This window comes from Paenibacillus sp. FSL L8-0494, assembly GCF_038003695.1.
GTDB lineage: Bacteria > Bacillota > Bacilli > Paenibacillales > Paenibacillaceae > Paenibacillus_AQ > Paenibacillus_AQ odorifer.
Map to the genome: position 1 here is coordinate 5,681,246 of NZ_JBBOPQ010000001.1, position 21,890 is coordinate 5,703,135.

21 protein-coding genes are annotated in these 21,890 nt (G+C 41.8%); 5 read left to right on the forward strand and 16 right to left on the reverse strand.

Translation table 11 applies throughout. The features are described from left to right. Position 1 precedes the first annotated feature (1 nt). The 13 genes from NYE35_RS25675 to NYE35_RS25735 form a co-directional block, all read right to left on the reverse strand. Positions 2-2,581, reverse strand: a complete 2,580-nt coding sequence (locus tag NYE35_RS25675) for an alpha-L-arabinofuranosidase C-terminal domain-containing protein (protein WP_341122220.1) — start codon at positions 2,579-2,581, stop codon at positions 2-4. A gap of 470 nt (positions 2,582-3,051) precedes the next feature. Then, positions 3,052-3,804 (reverse strand): ABC transporter permease, encoded by a 753-nt coding sequence (locus tag NYE35_RS25680; protein WP_081383954.1) that lies wholly within the window; start codon positions 3,802-3,804, stop codon positions 3,052-3,054. Continuing rightward, complete coding sequence (locus tag NYE35_RS25685; RefSeq protein ID WP_038573105.1) at positions 3,798-4,574, reverse strand: ABC transporter ATP-binding protein; 777 nt, start codon at positions 4,572-4,574, stop codon at positions 3,798-3,800. Before NYE35_RS25685 ends, NYE35_RS25680 begins: the two co-directional genes overlap by 7 nt. Further along, complete coding sequence (locus NYE35_RS25690; RefSeq protein WP_094902111.1) at positions 4,555-5,547, reverse strand: ABC transporter substrate-binding protein; 993 nt, start codon at positions 5,545-5,547, stop codon at positions 4,555-4,557. The genes NYE35_RS25685 and NYE35_RS25690 overlap by 20 nt, the downstream gene beginning before the upstream one ends. A 235-nt stretch (positions 5,548-5,782) precedes the next feature. Beyond that, entirely contained in the window at positions 5,783-6,256 is a 474-nt protein-coding gene (locus tag NYE35_RS25695; protein ID WP_038573106.1) for a YhcH/YjgK/YiaL family protein, read from the reverse strand. A gap of 30 nt (positions 6,257-6,286) precedes the next feature. Continuing rightward, the gene (locus NYE35_RS25700) at positions 6,287-7,141 is read right to left on the reverse strand and encodes a MurR/RpiR family transcriptional regulator (RefSeq protein ID WP_051491079.1); all 855 of its coding nucleotides are present in this window, start codon (positions 7,139-7,141) and stop codon (positions 6,287-6,289) included. A gap of 23 nt (positions 7,142-7,164) precedes the next feature. After that, on the reverse strand, positions 7,165-8,043 hold the full coding sequence (locus NYE35_RS25705) for an ROK family protein (protein WP_076103677.1): 879 nt from the start codon (positions 8,041-8,043) through the stop codon (positions 7,165-7,167). Positions 8,044-8,066: 23 nt separating this feature from the next. Next, positions 8,067-8,756 (reverse strand): N-acetylmannosamine-6-phosphate 2-epimerase, encoded by a 690-nt coding sequence (locus NYE35_RS25710; RefSeq protein ID WP_036679646.1) that lies wholly within the window; start codon positions 8,754-8,756, stop codon positions 8,067-8,069. A 24-nt stretch (positions 8,757-8,780) separates the two neighbouring features. Continuing rightward, on the reverse strand, positions 8,781-9,623 hold the full coding sequence (locus tag NYE35_RS25715) for a carbohydrate ABC transporter permease (protein ID WP_080742596.1): 843 nt from the start codon (positions 9,621-9,623) through the stop codon (positions 8,781-8,783). 13 nt (positions 9,624-9,636) lie between these two features. Next, on the reverse strand, positions 9,637-10,512 hold the full coding sequence (locus tag NYE35_RS25720; RefSeq protein ID WP_036679648.1) for a carbohydrate ABC transporter permease: 876 nt from the start codon (positions 10,510-10,512) through the stop codon (positions 9,637-9,639). Positions 10,513-10,596: 84 nt separating this feature from the next. Further along, a complete protein-coding gene (locus NYE35_RS25725) occupies positions 10,597-12,003 on the reverse strand; it encodes an ABC transporter substrate-binding protein (RefSeq protein WP_341122221.1) in 1,407 nt (468 codons plus the stop codon). Positions 12,004-12,085: 82 nt separating this feature from the next. Next, the gene (locus NYE35_RS25730) at positions 12,086-12,727 is read right to left on the reverse strand and encodes an SGNH/GDSL hydrolase family protein (RefSeq protein ID WP_341122222.1); all 642 of its coding nucleotides are present in this window, start codon (positions 12,725-12,727) and stop codon (positions 12,086-12,088) included. A gap of 4 nt (positions 12,728-12,731) precedes the next feature. Continuing rightward, the gene (locus NYE35_RS25735; protein ID WP_341122223.1) at positions 12,732-13,643 is read right to left on the reverse strand and encodes a dihydrodipicolinate synthase family protein; all 912 of its coding nucleotides are present in this window, start codon (positions 13,641-13,643) and stop codon (positions 12,732-12,734) included. A 507-nt stretch (positions 13,644-14,150) separates the two neighbouring features. Here NYE35_RS25735 and NYE35_RS25740 point away from each other — a divergent pair. Further along, positions 14,151-14,336: a hypothetical protein gene (locus NYE35_RS25740; protein WP_036679656.1), complete on the forward strand. Its 186-nt coding sequence runs from the start codon at positions 14,151-14,153 to the stop codon at positions 14,334-14,336. A gap of 200 nt (positions 14,337-14,536) precedes the next feature. Here the strand turns inward: NYE35_RS25740 and NYE35_RS25745 are convergent, their stop codons facing one another. Continuing rightward, positions 14,537-15,463, reverse strand: coding sequence for a phosphotransferase (locus NYE35_RS25745; RefSeq protein WP_076274808.1), 927 nt, complete (start codon positions 15,461-15,463; stop codon positions 14,537-14,539). A 248-nt stretch (positions 15,464-15,711) separates the two neighbouring features. On the opposite strand from NYE35_RS25745, the gene NYE35_RS25750 reads away from it, so the two are divergent. The 4 genes from NYE35_RS25750 to NYE35_RS25765 all read left to right on the forward strand — a co-directional run bounded on the left by NYE35_RS25750 (position 15,712) and on the right by NYE35_RS25765 (position 19,589). After that, entirely contained in the window at positions 15,712-16,923 is a 1,212-nt protein-coding gene (locus NYE35_RS25750) for a sugar efflux transporter (RefSeq protein WP_052097297.1), read from the forward strand. A 103-nt stretch (positions 16,924-17,026) separates the two neighbouring features. Beyond that, positions 17,027-17,575, forward strand: coding sequence for a hypothetical protein (locus NYE35_RS25755; RefSeq protein WP_076146380.1), 549 nt, complete (start codon positions 17,027-17,029; stop codon positions 17,573-17,575). Between the two features lie 324 nt (positions 17,576-17,899). After that, a complete protein-coding gene (locus tag NYE35_RS25760) occupies positions 17,900-18,433 on the forward strand; it encodes an RNA polymerase sigma factor (RefSeq protein WP_038573112.1) in 534 nt (177 codons plus the stop codon). Further along, positions 18,420-19,589, forward strand: a complete 1,170-nt coding sequence (locus tag NYE35_RS25765) for a DUF4179 domain-containing protein (protein WP_038573113.1) — start codon at positions 18,420-18,422, stop codon at positions 19,587-19,589. Before NYE35_RS25760 ends, NYE35_RS25765 begins: the two co-directional genes overlap by 14 nt. A gap of 802 nt (positions 19,590-20,391) precedes the next feature. On the opposite strand, the gene NYE35_RS25770 is transcribed toward NYE35_RS25765, so the two are convergent. Together NYE35_RS25770 and NYE35_RS25775 are read right to left on the reverse strand one after the other, a co-directional pair. Next, on the reverse strand, positions 20,392-20,856 hold the full coding sequence (locus NYE35_RS25770; protein WP_076274796.1) for a phage tail protein: 465 nt from the start codon (positions 20,854-20,856) through the stop codon (positions 20,392-20,394). Positions 20,857-20,948: 92 nt separating this feature from the next. Continuing rightward, positions 20,949-21,848: a hypothetical protein gene (locus NYE35_RS25775; protein WP_341122226.1), complete on the reverse strand. Its 900-nt coding sequence runs from the start codon at positions 21,846-21,848 to the stop codon at positions 20,949-20,951. Positions 21,849-21,890: the final 42 nt, after the last annotated feature.

Here is a 21,890-nt window from a genome sequence, read left to right on the forward strand (position 1 = left end):
GCTATTTCCCCCCTTCCTTTAGTCTTAACACGGTCACGGAATATTTCGGGAATTCAAACTCCAGACTACCTTTGTCTACACTTACCTTTTGAGTTACAGGTGCCACCTTGTCAGGTTCAGCGAAGCTATTCTCAGCATTTAAATCGTCCGACTGAAGTACGGTAGCTGTTCCTTCCAGGCTTGATGTGGCAAGTCCGGCAAAAGAAACATCCGTGCGCTGAGCAGTGTCACCCGCATTAACGACTTTAACGATCAGCTCACCTGTGGCAAGATCACGGCTTGCAGTTTGGAACAGCGGCCCTGCTGGACTTTCATCGTTCACCTCTTGTATAAGCTCATCGTCGAGATAGAGCCGGATATTAGCACCTGATAATTCAATGCGGATATCATACAATTTCCCAGGCTCAATCCTTACAGGAACCGTTCTTCCGATGACTGCTCTTGTTCCACCTACTGATTTTTCAATCGCGCTCTGCGTATTTCCCCAGCCGCCAAGATTCCACCAATAGAAATTGCCTTCATCTTTAGAGCCGAACATAATGAGCATGCCTTCTGCTCCGCCAGTCTTTTTCGCCTTAAGAGAAAGTGTATAATCACTCCATGAAGCCTCACCGGCAACTGCGCGAATATCAATATCATTAGAAGTCTGCTTAAAAGTACCCTTGGATTGTTCCCAGTCCCCATTGTTTAGAGTCCAGGCTCCGGAATCCTTCTTGAAATGATCTTCAAAAAGAACGTCATCACCTTTCGCTACTCGTACATCGCTGTACTCTACCTGGGTGGCCCAAGTCCCCAAACCAATTCCACCTTGAATGGATTGCTTACCGGAGGTTTCTTCTTGTCCTAGAGCCACAAGTGAGGTTGGAAGAACTACATCCCCCTTATTGCTTCCGAACATCTGCTGCACATGATAAGAAGGTGTTCCGTAGCTAGTCGATGAATCAAACACAATAGCATCCGGGTTCCAAGTACGATCCTTCGTATTCACAAACAATGGAGCATAGGAGGACATTTTCACGATATCAGAATTCCGTTCCATGCCCATCATAAAAGCGGCCTCGCCGATTGCAGCGTTCAGATTGCCTTCTCCGGCACCCTTGGTCACCGCATACTCACCAACATAAATCTCAGGACCACTCCGGTCATAAGTATCGTATCTGTTCGAGTTGCTGAGGAACCATTCAGAGGTTTCATAGTAATGCTCATCAACCATTTCGATAGGTTCTCCTTCAACTGCCGCATTAGCAATGAGATGAATCTCTGGATACTGCTCTTTAATTGCCTTATAAAACAAGCCATAACGCTTAATATATTCACTCATCTGGAAATTGTTTTCGTTACCAATCTCTACATATTTCATATTAAAAGGCTCTGGATGACCATTGGCGGCTCTTTGTGCCCCCCATTTGCTAGTAACCGGTCCGTTTGCATATTCAATGGCGTCCAGCGCATCTTGTATCCACGGCTGAATTTCACTGACTGGAACGGTATTCTGCTTGGCTATAGGATCTCCGTTATGTGAAATCCCGATATAAGCTACATATAATGGTTCCGCTTTCAGATCTTCAGCCCATTGCAGATATTCGTGGAAGCCCAGCCCATCTGAGGAGCGATAATCCCAATATCCCTTATGACCGGGACGCGTCTCAATCGGTCCAATGGTATTCTTCCATTGATAAGCATCTGTTGGCGTTTTTCCTTCCACAAAACATCCCCCCGGAAAACGAACGAATGCGGGTTTCATCGCAGCTACCTTTTCAGCCAAATCGATGCGAAGTCCATTCTCTCTGTTGTTCCAAGTCTCAGGAAACAAAGACACCATATCGAGATAAACAGTACCTACATTTGCAGCAGAGATTACAATTCGTGCGTTTGCTACAGTACCTGTAGAAGTCAGTGTGTATGTATATGGATTCCATCCTTCTTTTAACTTATCAACGGTCTGTTCTGCATATAGCTCTTTGCCATCCGGGCTTTCTAACGTTATACGCAGTGGCATAATGTCCCCTGGCTCTGGCCGCGCATAGAAAGACAACTTGTAACTGGCATCCTTCGTCAAAGCGATCCCCCAGTAACCGTTATTCACAGCAGATACCGAACCGCCCTCGGCAGCAGATGATACTGTTAAAGCCATTGCCTGGGTCTGAGCATCGTTCAAAAGCTTAGTGCCGGTCAGAGCAAGCTTCCCTTTACTGCCTCCTTTTTCATCAATCCACCAATTGAACAATGTGACCGAACTATCCTCAAAGGAACGATTGGAAATCAGCTCTGCATATAGCCCTCCATCTCCCGCATGATTAATCTCTTCGAAAAAGGCTCCGTACAACATCGGGCTTATCTTAGCTCCCGGATTTTCCGTATCCACGGTCAACGTATACGCGGGTCCACTACTTGTATTAGCTGCTGTCGCCGGTGGAACAGTTTCCTTTCCCGCTTCACCCGTTGCTTCTACGGCAGATTCCTTAGACTGAGACAGTGGCGCGGTGTTTTCTCCCTTAGAAGCCCAATAATACGTCAGACCGCCAACTACAATCACGAAAATCAGCACCGTAAGCCATAGTTTTCGTCCATATTTATTCAAAGATATTTACCCCCAACTTTTTATTAGCATTTTCATTTTCTTATGAAGCGAACAAATCCTTCCATTCGTAAAAACTTAAAATCATTCCGTAAAACCTAAATGAATCCGTTTCCATTGATAAAATACCATACTAAAATCCGGTTGTAAATAAATTAAACTAAACCTTTTTATACTTTTATGAATATAATTTCCAATAGATATGCAAGAAATTAAGAGATTTATTAGTTTTTTTAAAATAAATTCCCTCTTTTCATCTCACCATCTTTATATTCCTCTAAAATAAACGGGGGTTTACAGCCATAAGTAAGTTTATTTTTCATTTTTCCCTCCATTTATTTTACTGTTTTATTTTTCCATTCAAATAATAATGAAATTAAAATTAATTTTTTTCTCACCAAAAATCATATAAAAAAAGCTCCCCTTTGCCTAAACTCGGGCAAAGGAAAGCTATAGTTATATCTCAACTAAATTTAATTCCGCCACTTCATAAACTTGTAATCAAGAAAATCAACAAGCAAGAAGAGAATAAAACCGACCAAGCTGAACAACATAATTCCCGCATACATCTCCGGATAATCTAATCTTAACCACGCATCCATGATGAAAAAGCCCATGCCGTGCTCTGTTCCATAAATCTCCGTAAAAAACAGTACAGATATCGCTGTCCCTAGCGAAATACGAATCGTACTCAGAATCACTGACAATGCACCCGGCAGTGTCACATGCCAGAACTTCTGCACAGCGCTGGCACCTATACTAGTTAAGACATCATAGGTATTGTCCGGAATAGCCTTAACCCCATCCCTTACCGAGATGATGATCTGAAACAATAGAATCAGCATGATCATTAGGATTTTGGACGTTTCCCCAAGCCCGAAGAACAGCATCACTACTGGAAGCAGGGCAATTTTGGGAACCGGATAGGTCAAGTAAACCACAGGGTCCAGCAGTTTGTTCCAGGTCAACGAACGTCCCATTAGAAGACCTATGAGCAGTCCAATAATTAACGCCAGCACCACACCCGCAAAAATTCTGAACAAGCTATACCCCACATTTATAGCAATATCCTGCGCCCCTAACTGAAACATCGCTTTATATACAGCAAAGGGACTTGGCAAAATCGAATGATTCATAAGTAAAAATGCGATATACCAGACTACATTCATACAGACAAATACAAATAGAAGCCTTACTAGATGATGAAGTCGACGTTTGTTTACCATATCTCCTGCATTACCTTTCTAATCCGCTTAGTCTGCTCAAAGAAATCTACACTGTCCCGCTTATCCTCATGCTTCATATGAAACACCAACTGATTATCAATAATCTCAGGTGTAGTTTCTTTGTTGGAAGGCATGACAATAATCTTTTGCCCCAGCAGAATCGCTTCTTCCACATCATGAGTGACAAATAACGTAGTCGTAGGGTTAGCCAGCCAGTTATCTAAAAAGAGGACCTGCAGCGTTTCCCTTGTTATCGCATCGAGTGCAGAGAATGGCTCGTCCAGCAACAGAATAGTAGGCAAAATGGCAAAAGCTCTGGCAATCGCCACTCTTTGCTGCTGGCCTCCACTAAGGGATAAGGGATAACGTTCTGCTAAATCAGAGATCGCCATCGACGAAAGCCACTGCTTAATCTGCGTCTCCCGTTCTTGCTTGGATGAACTTGCCGTATGCGTAATCTTCATCGCTATCTGAATATTATCATGTACAGTCTTCCAAGGAAGAAGCCCGTAGTTCTGCGGCACCAGCCCGATTAACGTTTCTTTCTCATGCACAGATTTCTCATTAAAAAGAATGTGTCCCTGATAGCTAGGCAGCAAGCCCGCAATCGCCCGTAATAAAGTTGATTTCCCGCTGCCGGAGGGTCCGATAATGGTGTAAATCCCGTGCTCCGGCAAAGTTAAATCTACCTGACCCAAGGCCAATTGTCCGCTCTTATATTCTACTTTCAGATCCTTTATAACGAGTCCTTTATTTCTTGAATTGGACATCAGAAATCACATCTTCGGCCGAGATATTTTTGCTGAGCAAACCTTTTTCCCGTGCCCAAGCAAATGCGGCCTCTACTTCCTTCACATCCACTTGATAAGCTGGTACATAATCTGGTACCTTGATTTCATCTTTTAATGTTTCCGGATATCCTACTTCTTTGATTACAAGATCGATATATTCGGATTGCTCATGGGATTTCATATAAGCTACTGCTTCATCATATGCAGCATACATACTGCGGATAGCCTCTGCTTTGGCATCAATTGCAGTTTGCGGGAAAGCTAATACGAACGGATTTACTCCCGCAGTTAGCGTTGAGCTCAGTACACGCAGCCCTGAGGTTTTGCCCATCGTTACAAAAGGTTCCGGCAAAATAGCCGCATCCGCCTTATTATTCTTAAGCAATTCTAAACGGGTCGGAATCTGTGGAACCTCTGTGACTGTAATATCATCTTCGGTCAGGCCCGCTTGTTTCAGCATCATTGCCACTGTATATTGTGTGGAGGTATTTTTGGACAAAATCACGGTTTTACCCTTCAAATCCTTCACATCCTGGATGGATTCATTTCCAGTCAGCAAATCAAACTCTCCAAAAGTTGTACTGGCGATCTTCACATCCAGTCCAGCCTCATTGTAAATGGAGATCGCAACCAGGTCAGCGCTTAGACCATCCAGCTTGCCTGCTTGAAAAGCTACATCCCGATCTTTGGCGCTTTTAAATGTTTGGATATCCAGCTCCACACCGTGGTTTTTATCGAAACCTTGTTCATGTGCGATGATAAAAGGAATAGCATCAATCGAGGGCAATAAACCTAGCGACAAGGAGGTAACTTCTTTTGCAGCCTCTGGAGCAGCTCCCTCTGACGATTCTGTATTTGTATTATTTTTCGAACCACAACCGACTGCAAGTGCAGCGATGACAACAACCATCATAGATAACAACAACATTCTCTTTAGACCTTTATTCTTCATTTAACTCTCCTGCCTCCATTATTCTTTCTATAGTGTAATTCTCTGTAATATTCTTTGCTCACTCATAAATGTGCATGCAAAAAAATCCTTAAGCTCTACAAAAAAAGCTTTAGGCATGTTAAGTTTACCACCAATCTTTATATTTTGTATATTTATAAATTTAGATATAAGTAAATAGAAGCGACGCAAAAAAGCTGACAGCGGAATGGTTCCGCTACCAGCCTCAATTTCAATGTTATGGAGTTAGTAGATTTGTGTGGATTTTAATGACAGCTTTTTTAATCTGCTGCCCCGGTTGACCCATACCCGGTCTGTGAACATCATGAGGGAAAAAGACCGCGAACATGCCAGGCTTCAAAGATAACAATATTTCATCTGCTGATGGGGGATAAAGCGCATATTCTCCTTCGGCATCGTAAGGCTTAATGGGTTCGATCCCTTCTTGCAGGGTTGCCCAGCCAATCGTTTCTTCACCTTCGATCAGATAATGCACATCAATATAGGCCTCATGCTTCTCTGCGACTTGTTCCTCCAGCGATTTTGCCTCAAGAGCCATAATCGAAGCATACATTTCGTTCCCGCGAATTTCGATTCGTCCAAGATCAGGATCATGTTGTAAGATTACTTTCAATTCCTCGATAGCCTCAACAATGACAGGATTCTCATACTTGATATGCTCTTCCCAAGATGACAAAGAACCTAAGATCATAGCTTTCCATTCCCCTCACATCTTAATGTACTAAACCAGTTTCTCACTGACTGCTGAAGCTGTTGTTTCTTTATTAATTATGGATTGCTCACTAGTCTTCTTGAAATATTCTACATATAAAATATCAAGCAGATAGAGCTGCGATATCTTTGCAGATAATGAACCCCCTTGCAGCGGTCCTTCATTAGCACCACATAGCAGGGTCAGATCGGAGTACGAGGTTAACGGTGACTTTTCAAACCTGGTAATGGATATTACTTTGGCTCCTCTTTCCTTTGCTTTTCTCGCAACCTCAATGCTATCCTTGGTCGAGCCGGAATAAGAAATCACAACAGCGACATCCCGGTTAGACATCAGTGCTGCCGACATCATCTGCAGATGTGAATCCATTAAACATTCCGTTTTGTTCGTAATGCGCATAAATTTAATTTTGGCTTCCATAGCTGTGACTAGAGAAGAGCCCACACCGAAAAATAATACACGTTCTGCATTAATCAAATACTCAATAGCCTCACTGATCTTCTGTATATCAATTAAATTATAGGTCTCGTTGAGTGCACTTACATTCGTGGTCAGCACTTTAGAAGCAACAGCTTCAATCGTATCATCCATCAGAATTTGATCGGTAAGCTGCGGGATCTCATTCTCCACAGTGATGCTATGTGCCAATGCGATCTTGAACTCTTGATACCCTTTATAACTTAAAGATTTGCAAAATCGAAATATACTTGATTCCCCAACATCACATGCATCTGCAAGATCAGTAATCGACATGTAGACTACACTTCTCGTGTTCTCCAGTACGTAGTCCGCTACCTTCTTCTCCGTATTCGTCAAATTATTGTATTTAGAATGAATTGAAGAAAAAATACTGATTGTCCGCAAAAAAGCCCCTCCTTTTCAATAAATTAATGTACGAATAAGGAGGAAGCTCCCAGCAGACCTGCCTTATTCCCTAATGAGGCTTTAACAATTCTCACTCCCGCAAAGCTTTCCATAAGCAAAGACTTCGTTCGTTCTTCTACCCTTCGAACCAAATCTTCTTGTTCCATTACGCCGCCACCAATAATAATCGCGGATGGATTGAAGATATGCGTGATAGAAGCTAAACCAACAGCCACTTCAGTAATCCATAGATCTAAAATACGTTCAAGCTGCTCATTTCCGCTCTGTATTTTATCAAATAAGGCTTTTCCATCCGTGCATTCGGGATCTGCCAGTTGAGCCATCTTGACTAAAGCTGTGGTTGAAGCGTATTTCTCATAATATGGCAGTCCTTCTACTCCGGATGTGGCCGACAATGGGTGAGTAAAGATATGGCCAAATTCAGCCGCTACCCCATTAGCCCCTTTATAGATTTGGCGATTAATGACGATCGCACCGCCAATGCCTGTGCCAAAGGTTAGACATAAGAAATTGTTAAAGCTCTGAGCAGCCCCAAAATAAGCCTCGCCTAATGCTGCTGAATTCACATCGTTCTCTACCATAACAGGTTTATGAAAATGATGGGTGACAATATCCTTAATTTTCATTCCAGTATATCTAGGTATATTTTCGTTAGCATAGACAATAAATCCTTCTTCTGCATTAACTTGGCCCGCGGTGCTTATGGCAATGGCATCAAAATGATCGTATTCTGCAATCTTTTCCAGCATTCTTGAGATTACATGAGGTCCCCCCAAGTAGCTTTCTGTTGCATACTCCTTGAAGTCATGTACATTCCCCTGTTTATCGCATATACACATCTTGGTATTGGTACCGCCAATATCTACGGCTACAATCCTCATTTCCATCTACCCTCTCTGGCGTTCTACTGAATAGCGTTCACAAACCGTTTCGTAATCTCCATCGGTCTCGTGATCGCAGAGCCAACCACTGCTGAATACACACCTAAATCAAACATGGTCTTTAATTCTTCAGGAGTGGAAACCCCACCTTCAGCTATAACGGGAACAGAGAAGTTGTTGACGATTTGTTGAACCAATTCAAAATCTGGCAAGTTGCGCCCTTTAGTAGCCTCTGTATAACCGCTCAAGGTAGTTCCAATCAGATCAAATCCCAGCTCAACAGCCTTCGCAGCTTCCGCAAATGTAGAACAATCCGCCATAAACAGTTGATCTTTGTAGGTCTCTTTTAAAAGTGGAAAAAGTTCAGAAATAGTAGATCCGTCCGGGCGAATACGGTCTGTAGCATCCATAGCAATGATATCTACCCCTTCGCGGTACAGCTCATCGACTTCCTTTTGAGTGGGTGTAATAAAGACTTCAGAGCCTTCATACACCTTTTTGATTATCCCAATGATCGGCAGATTCACTTGCTTTTTGATTTCTTGAATATCCGCTACGCTGTTTGCCCGAATTCCAGAAGCCCCGCCTAAGTAAGCAGCATAAGCCATTCTCCCCATAATAAACGGGCTATGCAGCGGTTCTTCTGGTAAGGCTTGACTGGAGACGACTAATTTATGTTTTATTTTTTTAAGTACATTATTTTCAGTATTCATCAGTAACCCACTCCACATTTTTATTTATTCTTTAACTGCTCCTGCCGTAATCCCATTGGTGAAGAACCGTTGGAATAACATGAACACTAGCAACATCGGAATTGCAGCGATGGTAGCTCCGGCCATTTTATAAGCGAAATTAGGATTCAAATCCTGCATTAAGGTCGCAGTACCAACCATTAATGTTTTCATTTTGTTCTCTTGGCCTATAACCAGCTGCCACAAATAATCATTCCAGACTTGCACGAAATTTAGAATAAATAAGGCTCCAATACCAGGTTTGACAATAGGCAACATGATGCGCGTGAAGATTCTCCATTCATTTGCACCGTCTATTCTCCCGGCTTCTCTTAAGGCATTAGGGGTTAAATCGAAGAATCCCTTTAATAGGAAGACTCCAAATGCACCCGCCACGTTCGGCCAAATCATACCGTTATAACTATTTACCATTCCAAATTGTTGGGTGATCCGGAATAAGGGTACAATCATAATTTCTTTAGGAATCATCAAGCTTGATATAAAGATAATGAAGATTATATTTTTACCTTTAAAATTAATCTTTGAGAATGCATAGGCGGCCATAGAGCCTACAACAATAACCAAAATAGTAGAAACACCTGATACATAAATACTATTAAACGTCCATCTTAAAGCCGGCTGGTTCTGAAATACATCCACATAGTTGGAGAATGTAATCGATTTGGGCCACCAGTCTGGAGGCATCTTCACAACATCCGAGCTGTTCTTGAGTGAACTTGTGAATAACCAATATAGTGGAAAAAGATTAAGGAGTGCGAAGAGGATAATGATCACATTCGATATCACATCAAACTTCTCTCTCTTTTTCTTGTTTTTAATCTTCGACATGTTGTATTCCCCCTCACTTCACCTTAATCATGCTTCGTAGCTGTGGCACAGACAATATCAATGTAATCACGAACATGATAACCCCTACCGCAGAAGCTACGCCGAGTTGGTTATATTTAAAGGCATTATTATAAAGGTAGTACATCAGTGTTACGGAGGAATTGTTCGGTCCGCCACCGGTCAGTAACTGAATGACTACAAAGATTTTTAATACGGCAATAATATTGATAATCGTAATATAAGTTGTTGTAGGTCCTACCGAAGGAATCAGGATCTTTGATATCACTTGCCATCTGCTAGCACCGTCGATTTCGGCTGCTTCAAAAAGCTCTTTCGAGACACCAATCATCGCAGCTATATACAGAATAATTGCCTGGCCCACGTTAGTTGCGAAGGTTACAAATATCACGACTGGCAGAACCGTCTTTGGATTTCCCAGCAGATTAATCGTCCCTAGCCCCATGTCTTTATATAGATAAGAGATAAGTCCGTTAGCCGGATTCAGCAAAAAGCTCCAGACCATACTCATAACCACCATGGACACCATTACCGGGATATAATAACTTCCTCTAATAAAGGAAACGTACTTAGCATTCTTATCAAATACCGCAGAGGCTACGAACAATGCAAACCCCACTGTAAGTAGAACGATAAATATTACGAACACAACGGTGTTGATGGTAGCCTTAAAAAATACCGGATCATTAAACAATGTGGTGTAATTGGCAAAACCCACAAATTTCTCACTGTCATAATTAATCTGGTATAGACTCAGCCGCATCCCTTCTAAGATCGGATAGACAAGAAAGGCTAAGAATACTATCATCTGAGGTAAAATAAACAGATAACCTGTAATATTCTCTTTTAGGTAATTACTACGTAGTTTCATATCGTTTACCTTTCTAATTAACAGCCCCAGAGTCTCTTCAGACCCTAAAGGCTGTCAATCGTGTATTGTTTATCTGGTCTTAGATTATTGGAAAATTACAGAGCCAGCTTTATTGGTCTCAATCACCTTGTTGCCACTTGCCTGATAATCTTGCACAAACTGTTCCGGTGTCTTAGCTCCCATGTAAAGTGCTTGTAGCTCTGGATATAAGACCTCTCTTAATTGGCTGTATCCTGGAACGTTGCCTGTGAAGTTGAACAAATATTTAGAGTTTGCATCGTAAGCTGCAAACAGTGGATTCTCCGCTTTAAGTGCTTCGGCTACAGAACTTCTTACAGGAATACCATTCTTAGAGGATTTAACTAACTCAGGATCGCTTGAGAAGAAGTTCACGAAATCTTTAGCTACTTCAGTCTTCTTAGCATCTTTGGACTTGAATACACTAGCGCCTACTACATAAGTAAAGGATAGAGGATCGCCGCTTTCCGACGGAATATTAGCAAGTCTCATATCAAATTTCGCTGCCGTACCATCCGCCATATTAGCTTTCGTACCATTAAACAGAATCGGGTTAGTGAAACTGATCGCTAATTGCTGATTTTGGAACATAGCATTGGCATCATTAGAAGAAACAGATTCTGCTCCTGGATTTGTATATCCGCCGTCATATAGGTTTTTCAGCCAAGTTGCAGCTTTAACTCCGTTCTCATCGTTCAGGACAATGTTGCCTTGATCATCAAAGAACTTATTGCCGAACATTCTCATATAGGCAAGGTTCCATGTATCGCCCTGATTATTTACAGCGAATAATGCCATTGGATATGCATTCGAATACTTATCCTTCGGCAGATTGTTTTTCAGACCCTCAAGAATTTGTTGATATTCATCCAAGTTCCAAGTTTTGATTTCGGATTCTTCACCCACAAACTTTTCTAAGCCTGCTGCTTTAAACATGTCCGCGTTGTAAACCAAGGTGCCTGGGTTGTGCTGGAATGGATAGAAATAAATATCTTCTCCGAACGTTACAGCGTCCCAGTAGTTTTGAGCAATATCGCTTTTCGCGTCTTCATCAATGATGTCGGTCAAAGGAACCAATGCTCCACGGTGAACGTAATCCCCCATCGGGAATACACTCTCAAAGAACACATCTGGAGGTGTTCCTCCGCTTAAGTTAACGTTAAGCAATTGATCGCGCTGATCTCCAGCAATGACCTCTATTTGAATATCCGCATCATATTTATCATATTGTGCTTTGAATTTCTCAGCGGCGTGCTTTAGGAAGCTATCATAGTCCGCGCCTGCCTCCGTGGCATCCACAACACCCTTCCACTGTGGAGTCAGCCATACTCTGATCCCCACTTTTTCCTTCCCAGATGCAGAAGAATTATCGGATGTATTAGAGCTAGCAGCATTGTTACCTGAGCAACCTGAAATTAAAGAAATAATCACCATTAGCGCAACCATTGTCGAGAGTAAACGTTTTTTCTTCATTTATAAACCTCCCTAAAAGTTTTGTGAGCATTATCTTCTCTGAATCGCTTCGTACAAAACTTGCTTCGAAAGCATAGAACCTTTAATTTAAAATCCGTTTGGCATGGTATTGCACTAAATCGGCCATGCTACGATGTCCTTGCGGATCAAGATGCATATAATCAATTTCATTCATCGATACATGATCTCTGGAGTCTATAAAGTGGATGCCAGTTTCCGTTAGCAAAGCTGCAAGATGCTCAGCGAGCTCCATAGACTTCTCACTACATCCGCTACCCATTGGTTTGCCAATAGGGGTATGAATATACTCTGCTCCAATCGGAGGGGGCGCGATTACTAGAACCTCTGGAGCCTTCCCCTCAGGTCCTGCACCGCTACTTTTAGCTTTAAGAGCCAATCTAACAATACCTTGTGCGATGTTATAAGAAGTTAATCCAAACCTTTCTTTTGTATCATTGGTCCCAAGCATGATTACAACCAAATCTAATGGCGAATGTGACATCAGGCAGGGATAGATATAGGAAATTCCAGAAAGTCCTTCAAATAGAGGGTCCTCACTGACACTTGTTCTGCCGGGAAGTCCTTCTTCGATCATTCGGTAGGTGTCACCCAGTTCTGTATGAAGAATTCCCGTCCAACGAATATCATCCTTAAATCTGCGGTCTCTCTCTGCGTCGTAGCCCCAAGTATTAGAATCGCCAAAGCATACGATGGATTTCTCCATTGTCTTAACCGCAATATCTTTCAATAGCTTGATCAATCAATTTCATAATGTCTACGATCGGACCAGCATCTTCAGCGGCTACTGCCTCAAGCGGTGCTCTTACGCTACCAATGTTTACGCCTCTTAATTTTAGAATCTCTTTTATTCCGGCATACATGGCACCTTTGAGCGAACAAAGGGCGATGATAATATCGTTGATATCGCTTTGAATTTGTCCAGCTTCTTCGAACTTACCAGCCTTAACAAATTCATTTGCTTGCAGGAACAGCTCAGGCATAACCGCATAGGTTCCACCGATTCCCGCATCCGCTCCCATGATTCTTCCCGCAACATACTGTTCATCCGGTCCATTAAATACCACTACATCTTTTCCACCCACTCTTTTGAATCTTTCAATATCCATAGTCGGCATGGAGGAGTTCTTCACACCAATCACCTTTTTGTTCGCAAGCAGCTTCTCAAATAGGGACGGAGTCAGTGTATATCCAGTAGTCTGAGGAATGTTGTATATGATGAAGCTTAGAGGGGTTGCCTCCATAATCTCGCTCCAATATTTATAGACTGCACTATCAGGTAACTTGAAATATATAGGCGGGATTGCGGATAATGCATCGTATCCTAAGGTTGCAGCATGTTTCGCTAACTCAATGCTATCTCTAGTGGAAGGGGCACCCACGTGGGCAATCAGTGTCATTTTACCTTTCAGGTTACTAGCTACGTAGCTTAGTACCGCTTTGCGTTCGTCGAGACTCTGGTAAATACATTCTCCTGAGCTGCCTCCCACATATACACCTTGAACTCCTTTTTCAAATAAGTAATCACATAAAGCATGCGTCCGGGATTCCGAAATATTTCCTTGATCGTCATAGCAGGCATAAAAGGCAGGTATAATTCCGTGGAACTTTGTGAGTGTCATTGTTAATCCCCCTTAAGTTGTGAGCGGTTTCTTTTCTACATAAACAAAATATCATTATATTTTGGTTTTGTAAATTATTTTCTCTATTTTTAGAAAAATAAAATTTATTTCCACCAATCTTATTTATGATTAGCAAAATAATGGTTTTCAGTGCAACTCGCAGCTAATAATCATTTATTTTTCCATATTCATTAGAAAATAATCCTGTAAATATTCCACCCTAAATTTATTTCTTCAGGTTAGTATTTGTTGGATATACGGATGTAAAAAAAATTAAAAAAGTGGTACTAATGAGTATCCTTTCAGCTCCACTAAAAATGTCTCCTACAGGGAGACACTTCTCTCCACATGAAGCACAAAACCTAAATAACACACAATGTTCACTGAATAATCTGTGTTTTTCAGACGGACACACCTTTTAAAAAATGGAGTTTAGGATTATAATGAAAGCGTAAACAAAGAACTACAAAATCTATTTTGTTTCTTCGCCAAAGGAGGCTGGAGGAAATGCTAGCAGGACTTAAAGAACTTAAAAATTGGGTGACAGAAAACTGGAATCCAACATTGAATACAGGTAATGAGGACTACCGGAAAATGGAGTACTCCGTGGAGCGTCATCTGCACACTCCGCAATCTCCGAAACCACTTAGCTATGAAGAAGAGGCTCGCATCAAGACCGTTAAATTTCATTAACTAACCCTTCAGATAAAGATTGATTCATAACTAAGACATCAGACCGCCAGTTCCGGAAGCAATTCCAGTGGATGCGGTCTTTTATTATGCCTTATAGTTGTGTAACGAAAAAACCTTCCCCACCCTAAAGGGTGAAGAAGGCTAATAGGTTACTTTCGAGGACATGGCAGTAGGTTATCAACCCAAACGCCTTGTTTAATTCATCCTTCGATAAACCTCAGCGCGCGTTCCGATTGATAATCAGCTAGACCTTGGGCGAATTGTTGATCAGGAAATCCTCTATGCAGCAGCTTTAATCCACCTGAAGTTAAGGAGACATGATGGTGGAATTGATAAAATAACAGCCTATCATGATCCAGAGCATCGTTCTTTAAGTACCGGTAGAAATCCCCAAATCTCATCTGCAAAAAACTATGCTCATGCTCAATATCATAAAACATTGCCCCTTCGATATCGATCAAAAAGGGTTCCAGTTTATCATTAACCATAACATGGTCAGGCCCCAGTTCCCCGTGAATAAACCCATATTGCTGTCTGGGTTGAATTTTTGATTCAAGCTCGTACAACTTATCGAGCAGTTTGCTTTGATTAGACCTGATCTTCTCAATATGTTGGGAGGCATAAGCTAGCTGCACTTTCGCATTTTCCATTTGTAATAAATGGCATTCCCCCTTGCTCTCGTTAGCATTTGCTTTCCCAAAAACATGCCTCTCGTTGGTATGCATAGCAGTAAGCATTTCCCCCACACGCTGAAAAACTTTATCTTGAACACGTAAATCGGGATGATAAAAATAGGTTTCTGCCATTCTTCCATCTATATATTCAACTAGAGCATAATCGAAAGAGTAACGATCTCTTTCCTTATTCAGATCATAAAGAGCAGGGGTCTGAACTCCATGTTGTGTTAAGTACCTGTTATTTAATTCGAATAAATGACTTCCATAGGATTGTTCATTTATATCTTCATTTGCTTTTTCTTCTTTAAAATAATTCATAGAAAGATCCCACACATACAAAACGCAGGAAAATCCATTACTGCACTCAATCTTGTAGACCACCTTTTGTGCACCGCCATGCATGCGCGAAACACGAGCAACGAAATAACTGCTGCCAAAAACCCTACTAATATAATCCTGTAAGTCAGTCTTATCGAGATGACAAGTAACGTCCATTAACAACACTCCATTTATTAGGTTTTGCCGGCTTCACAATAGTAAATAAAATCCAGCCGAAAGTATAGACTTATTCTTTCTGATCAATTATGATGTTGAATAAGGTCTTGAAAAAAACAAGCATACAAAAAGCCGTTGGAATCAATTTCAACGGCTTTTTTTTATGAAATATCTAAACAAATATAGAGGAGTACTTTCACAACATGTTCAAACGACTAACTGCACTATTTTCGATTCCCTCTTATGGCTTACTCTTTTTATGCATGTTACTGCAGGGGATGGGGATTTCACTCAGCGCACCCTTTTTATCCATTTATTTTACGGAACAGCTTGGAGTATCTGTCGGGCTGTTTGGTGTTTTTCTGGCCACCACGTTAATTGCCGGAATATGGATCAGTACACTAATCGGGAGACGCTCTGACCTTGGCTTAAATCGAAGAAACATTTACCTTGTCTCCACGCTCTGTAATGCCCTTGCTTATAGCGGATACTTGCTCATTGGGGATTTTACGATCTTATTCATTTACATGATTGTGTTCACCGCACTCGGTGCACCAGGGATGCCTCAATTGTTCGCCATAGCTAGAGAAGCAGTGAATAAGAGCGATTTTACGGATACTGCGTTTGCAAATTCTACCTTGCGTTCTGCTTTCTCTCTCGGCTTTATTACAGGTCCTTTAATCGGTACTCTGCTAATTGCTGCTGTTGGGTTTAAGGGGATTTTCTCGGGCACCATTGGAGTATTCCTGCTGGTTGCCTTACTTATTTCACTATTCCTGAAATCAAATACAGAAGTGAAAAGCAGTACTGCAGAAGTAAAAGTAAAAAGTTTCCGGTTGGGTCAGAACCGTAATGTTCTGCTTCCTTTTCTGATTATGATACTCATGTATGTAGCCCACTGGACGAGTAGCATCAATACTGCCCTCTTTATCACCAACAATCTAGGGGGAACAACAAGCGATGTCGGTTTAGTCAGCAGTATTTGTGCTGCGCTGGAAATTCCTTTTATGATCATGCTGGGACTACTCAGTGCGAAATACAGTAACCGAATCCTGATGATGTGCGGAGCCATTTTCGGAGGAGCTTATTATCTCGTTGTCATTACTTCAGGCGCGATGTGGCAAATGCTTGCAGCCCAAATTTTGCTTGCCTTTTTTGTTGCCGTTATTTCAGCGATTGGCATTAGCTACATTCAGGATCTGCTTCCAAACATGCCTGGGTATGCATCCACGCTCTACTCTAATTCATCCACGATCGGCAGACTGATTGGCAGTCTTGTTGGCGGGTTATTAGCTAGTGTTGTTGGGTACCGGTATTCATTTGTGCTCTGTTTCATACTCGTCATTATTTCTACAATCATGCTTGCGGTAAGCGGACGTTACTCTGTAGATGATCCACAAAAACTAGCGATTTAATCTAGCGGTTTAATCCGCTTTTTCGGGCTTCATTCAGCCCTTAAAATTTCTCCATATCTTCTCGCGACTTACTAACATATCCTCAAAAAAAGGTGGGGGTTAGATGTTAAAAACTATTGCAAGAATGGTCATGTTGATGTCTTTAATCTTTCTGGCAGCATGTGGAGGGGACGTTAAACCAATCGAGGAGCCGAGCATAGGAGCAAATACGCCAACCCAAAGTTCAGCGATTAGTACGCAGAAGCCGCAAAACACAGAACCTAAGCAGCCAAATGAAGCCAGCTTTAAAGCAGAATTGTCGATAAATCTGAAATCATATTCAGATCAATTGACAGAAAATGATCTTCCCGCACTTGAAGTGCTGGAAAAAAACCTAACTGCTTTGGTTGAGCATGACCACACACTTTATCAATCCGGGTTCGTAAACAAAAAACTAGCAGAGGCTATGGAGCCTTATTATAACGAACAATATCAGTACAAATTCACAGACATTGAAAGCATCGATTCCATGTTACCCAACGAACATCAGGTGAATATAACGGTAATCGGACAACGCTTGGATATGGCCGCAGAGACCGTTGAAAATGTAAAAATGCTATACGCTATTCGGCCAAACGATCAAGGGGAATGGGTCATTTATATTATTGATTGATTGACTGACTGACTAGCTTATGAAAAATCGTCGTCCGATTCCTGACAGGGAATTTGAACGGCGATTTTTTTGTGAAAAAAACCAATTTCTCACCTTGCTAGCTCAGTTACACATTAATCGTTCGGAAGAGCACCGTGAAATGCCTTCCCATTATGCGAAGGATACCCTGCTACTAGCTACAGACAGCAAAAGTAATCTTCATCCTTTGCGAGATGCGGAGAATGGAATCATGTTTGTGGTAACCTTCTAGCTACCTACCCGATCTAATATTTAAGTAACGTTACGAACATCCTAAGACTTCTAGTCAAGAAAGCAGGTAAATCTTTGCATATAGATCCTATTGTCGTCAAAGCCAAAGCTGGGGACCCTGAAGCATTCGTGAAGTTGATGCAGGAGATAGAGTTACCTTTATACAGAACTGCAAGGTCCATCGTCAACAAAGAAGAAGATTGTGCAGATGCCCTGCAGGAGACGATGCTAAAAGCCTTTAAGAACATCCATACACTCAGAGAGCCCGCATTTTTCAAAACGTGGATCTTCCGGATTCTGATTAATGAATGCAATAAAATGCTCAAAAACAACGCAAGAACCCTCCCATATGGAGAACTTCCCGAAGTCCCTTCCACTTCCAAGGATTATGAGAAAATCGAATTATGGGATGCCGTTCAACATCTTGAGGAGAACCTCCGGATTGTCATTCACCTTCATTACCTACAGGACATGCCGATCAATCAAATTTCCGACATTCTCGAAATTTCTACGGTAGCCGTGAAGACCCGGCTGCATCGCGCCCGCAAAAAGCTAAAGCATTCATCTCAATTCAATCAAGAAATGAGGTTGCGACATGGTAAACACTAAGTTAGAAAAACAATTAAAGAACTGCCAAAGCTTACTTCCCGATCAGTTATCGGATATTGCCCGCTCCAAGCTGAATGAGACTTACCAAATCATCAGGGAGACCGATAATTCTATTTCCCCCATTCAGAGAAAGATAGATGTATCAAGAACTTTTAATAAATGGTGGGTTTCCACTGCAGCCGCTGCAATCCTGGGAGTTACACTCCTTGCTTCCGGCTTTGTATCGCCCGCAATAGCTGATGCACTCAAGCAAATTCCGGTTCTGGGACAAATCTATTCATTATGGGGCGAAAAAAACTTAGATCCCGGTGTTCAACAAGCCGAGGATTTCATCACAAACGTAAACCAAAGCGTGACCCATGGCGATGTGACGATGAATATCCCAACATTGTTATTTGACGGAACCCGAATTCTTATGAACCTAACCACTCCTGGAAACCGTCTGGCTTCGGAGCCCAATTCGCCGCCTTCCGATGCCAATAAAGGGGCGGTGGATAAGTTTGAGGTTCTCTATAAAGGCCAACCTCTGCTCTGGAGTTACGAACACATGGATGGTGAGACTGCTTCCAGCATAATGGTTCAGGTTTTGAACACTTATTATGAGCCGAGCACAACAACACAGACTGTCCAGTTCCCTGATCAGTTTGACTTGACTGTAAATATAACGTTAAAGGGTTACGATGTCCCGTTCGAATTCGTTCTGCCTGTTACCACATCAACGCCTGTTACCGCCCTAACTTCAGAGGAGACCAAGCATCACGATAACATTAACTTGCAGATCAGTAAGGTAGAAATCACCCCAATCACAACGCAGGTATCCATTGAGTACAAAACCAAACCGGGCCAGAGCGTAGAAGAAATGCTCGCTTCTATCCCTTCGAAATATAAGGGTGCTAACGGGGGCGTCATCGCTCTTCAATTTGACATTGTGGATGAACGTGGCGTTCAACTGAAGCCTGTCGGTGCTCACCCCGTAAGCGAATCTTATAATGTTCATTTTGAACCCTTCAAGACTATACCGAGTACCGTAACCATCAAACCGTACTTAGTCGTTTCCGAAGGTCAAGCCCCAGCTGGGACTAAAGGACTGTGGGAAGACAACAATATGGTCAAGGAATATATCCCTGAGCTGGAGACTGTACTTTCGGTCCAATAGTTCATTTGTAAAAGGGACCTTATTTTCTAGGATGAAAAGGGTATGCAAAACTACAAAAGACGAAGCCATAATAGGCTTCGTCTTTTATTTAGATGACTTCAGGTAGGTTCAATCCAATAAGGTTATTTTGATGAAGCCAGCTTCGATAATTTGTCGGCAATATCTTCAGCTTGTAACAAGGAGGAGTATGAATCTGCTGCAAAATATTTTTCCATATCAATCTCAATAATTCGATTGTTTTTGACCGCATCCAACATCTTCCATGTTTTGTCAAATGATAGGTGGCTTGTCGAACACATTTGAATGGATCAAATCTGATGCCCCCGGAGAGTCTCCAACCAAGTCGATATAGCCAAGCCACCTCAGCTCTTATCTGCGGGATTTATCCCGTACATTTCACCGTCCCAGCCACTTCAGCTCTTTTCTACGGGATTTATACCGTACATTTCACTATTCCAGCCACCTCAGCTCTTTTCTACGGGATTTATACCGTACATTCCAGCATCTCAGCCACCTCAACTCATTTGTAAGGGATTTATCCCGTACATTTCACTATTCCAGCCACCTCAGCTCTTTTCTACGGGATTTATACCGTACATTCCAGCATCTCAGCTACTCATGCAAAATAATTGTGAAGTAGGCACGCTACTCCAGTTTTCGTTGCTCTATATAATAAATTCGGCCTCTTGAATGGGAGTCCATTCCCATAGATAACCTACGCAAATTATCTATACCGAAAAGATTTAGGGCCATCCTTTTATAGGATGGCCCTCTCATTGATTAAGTTGCAATTTTGCTTACCTTAATACTCTCCTTTAATTACAAAAAACGAACCCCGAATTGTTCCAGCTAGCTTGGACTTCTGCCTGGCAAACTTAAACTTCTCTTCTAGCTCCTTTGGGATCTCCATCCCCTCAGAAAGCTTAAAACCAACAGCACGCTTCTTAGGGTCATCCACCGTATACATAACGTTGACTGCAAGACCATCCTCATAAAAGACATAAGCAAATTTAATATTTTCCACTTGAAAACGCGACGTTTCTAAAGGATTGGCCGCAAACTCAATATCACGTTCTTCTTTTAAAATTCGGTTCACATAATCAAGGGTCTCCTGGCTTTCGCTGGCTTGTACAGCCGTAAATTCATGCTTGTATTTATTCATAAAATAACGGGCCTCATTAGCACGCAGACCAGCAAGCGCATCTACTACTGGTGAAGATTCTAAACCAACCGTAGACACATTTTTAAAATCAACGATATAGGACATTTCCATCTCTCCTTTTCTCTCATTATTCCCAAAAAAACTTATCGTTACTTAGGATACAGTTCGCGTGCTGTCTGTAACGGCAAGTTTCTGTGTTAACTGCTGTGCTCTTTTTCTACTAAAGTGACCATCTCACGCTTCCACTTTTCTCGCTCCTGTGCCGGTATCGGCTCCCCTTTGTCATACAGAAATCTAATCATATAGAACCCATCCTTCGTAAGCAGGCTGGTAACAAGTTCATGCTCTAATACATTATTGTTCATCAACTGCGTCTCCACTACAGAGCTATTATCAGTCTGATGCAGTACTTGAGCGGTCAACAAGGTCTCTTGGGAGATATAATCCGCTGTATGCTTCTCTACAGAAGATGCCTCTATCTTATCAAAATAATTAATCGTGAACGTATGCGAAGGTTCGTACCGATGGTATTCTCCTAGCGGATAATATCCGATAAATTGACTGTTACTGTAGACATGGAATGTTGCAGGTACATAGCTATTAAGCTGAAAATACGGGATGAATCGCACAATACCTGAATTGATCTCTTCTCCAGGAGGAATGACCGCATCCACACCACTAAGGAAATCACCCTTCTTATCTACAAAAATCGTGCTATAAGGGCTGTACCTCGTAATCCAAATTGAACCATTCTCCTTCACAGCCTCAACGTAATAACTGATAATTTGATTTCTTTTTTCCTCACGTTCATCGGCGGGGTTGATACAGGTATGAATATGCTTCCGAGTGTATGTAAAGACTGCTTTAGTAGCATCCATTGACAGCAATTCAAATTCGAGAATTTCAGATTTTATATTATAGATTTGAAATGTCATCATTAATTGAAAGTGATTTAAAAAGGACATTCCCCTCTTATCTGGATGAAATCTTTTGCTCAAACCTTCTTCATCCTTATCCATATAAGCCTGCTCCAAGCCTTCAACCAGGGCCTGCAGTTCCTCTTTTGTGATGCCTTTATTTTTCTTAAAGAAAAACATGTCTTCTCTCCCCTCATCATCAGTCTACTTCCAATTACTTAC

Coding starts and splice junctions, on each gene's coding strand:
- NYE35_RS25680 (WP_081383954.1), bottom strand. CDS start 3,804: ATGGTAAACAAACGTCGACTTCATCATCTAGTAAGGCTTCTATTTGTA.
- NYE35_RS25685 (WP_038573105.1), bottom strand. CDS start 4,574: ATGTCCAATTCAAGAAATAAAGGACTCGTTATAAAGGATCTGAAAGTA.
- NYE35_RS25690 (WP_094902111.1), bottom strand. CDS start 5,547: ATGAAGAATAAAGGTCTAAAGAGAATGTTGTTGTTATCTATGATGGTT.
- NYE35_RS25695 (WP_038573106.1), bottom strand. CDS start 6,256: ATGATCTTAGGTTCTTTGTCATCTTGGGAAGAGCATATCAAGTATGAG.
- NYE35_RS25705 (WP_076103677.1), bottom strand. CDS start 8,043: ATGAGGATTGTAGCCGTAGATATTGGCGGTACCAATACCAAGATGTGT.
- NYE35_RS25710 (WP_036679646.1), bottom strand. CDS start 8,756: ATGAATACTGAAAATAATGTACTTAAAAAAATAAAACATAAATTAGTC.
- NYE35_RS25715 (WP_080742596.1), bottom strand. CDS start 9,623: ATGTCGAAGATTAAAAACAAGAAAAAGAGAGAGAAGTTTGATGTGATA.
- NYE35_RS25720 (WP_036679648.1), bottom strand. CDS start 10,512: ATGAAACTACGTAGTAATTACCTAAAAGAGAATATTACAGGTTATCTG.
- NYE35_RS25725 (WP_341122221.1), bottom strand. CDS start 12,003: ATGAAGAAAAAACGTTTACTCTCGACAATGGTTGCGCTAATGGTGATT.
- NYE35_RS25730 (WP_341122222.1), bottom strand. CDS start 12,727: ATGGAGAAATCCATCGTATGCTTTGGCGATTCTAATACTTGGGGCTAC.
- NYE35_RS25735 (WP_341122223.1), bottom strand. CDS start 13,643: ATGACACTCACAAAGTTCCACGGAATTATACCTGCCTTTTATGCCTGC.
- NYE35_RS25740 (WP_036679656.1), top strand. CDS start 14,151: ATGCTAGCAGGACTTAAAGAACTTAAAAATTGGGTGACAGAAAACTGG.
- NYE35_RS25750 (WP_052097297.1), top strand. CDS start 15,712: ATGTTCAAACGACTAACTGCACTATTTTCGATTCCCTCTTATGGCTTA.
- NYE35_RS25755 (WP_076146380.1), top strand. CDS start 17,027: ATGTTAAAAACTATTGCAAGAATGGTCATGTTGATGTCTTTAATCTTT.
- NYE35_RS25765 (WP_038573113.1), top strand. CDS start 18,420: ATGGTAAACACTAAGTTAGAAAAACAATTAAAGAACTGCCAAAGCTTA.
- NYE35_RS25770 (WP_076274796.1), bottom strand. CDS start 20,856: ATGTCCTATATCGTTGATTTTAAAAATGTGTCTACGGTTGGTTTAGAA.
- NYE35_RS25775 (WP_341122226.1), bottom strand. CDS start 21,848: ATGTTTTTCTTTAAGAAAAATAAAGGCATCACAAAAGAGGAACTGCAG.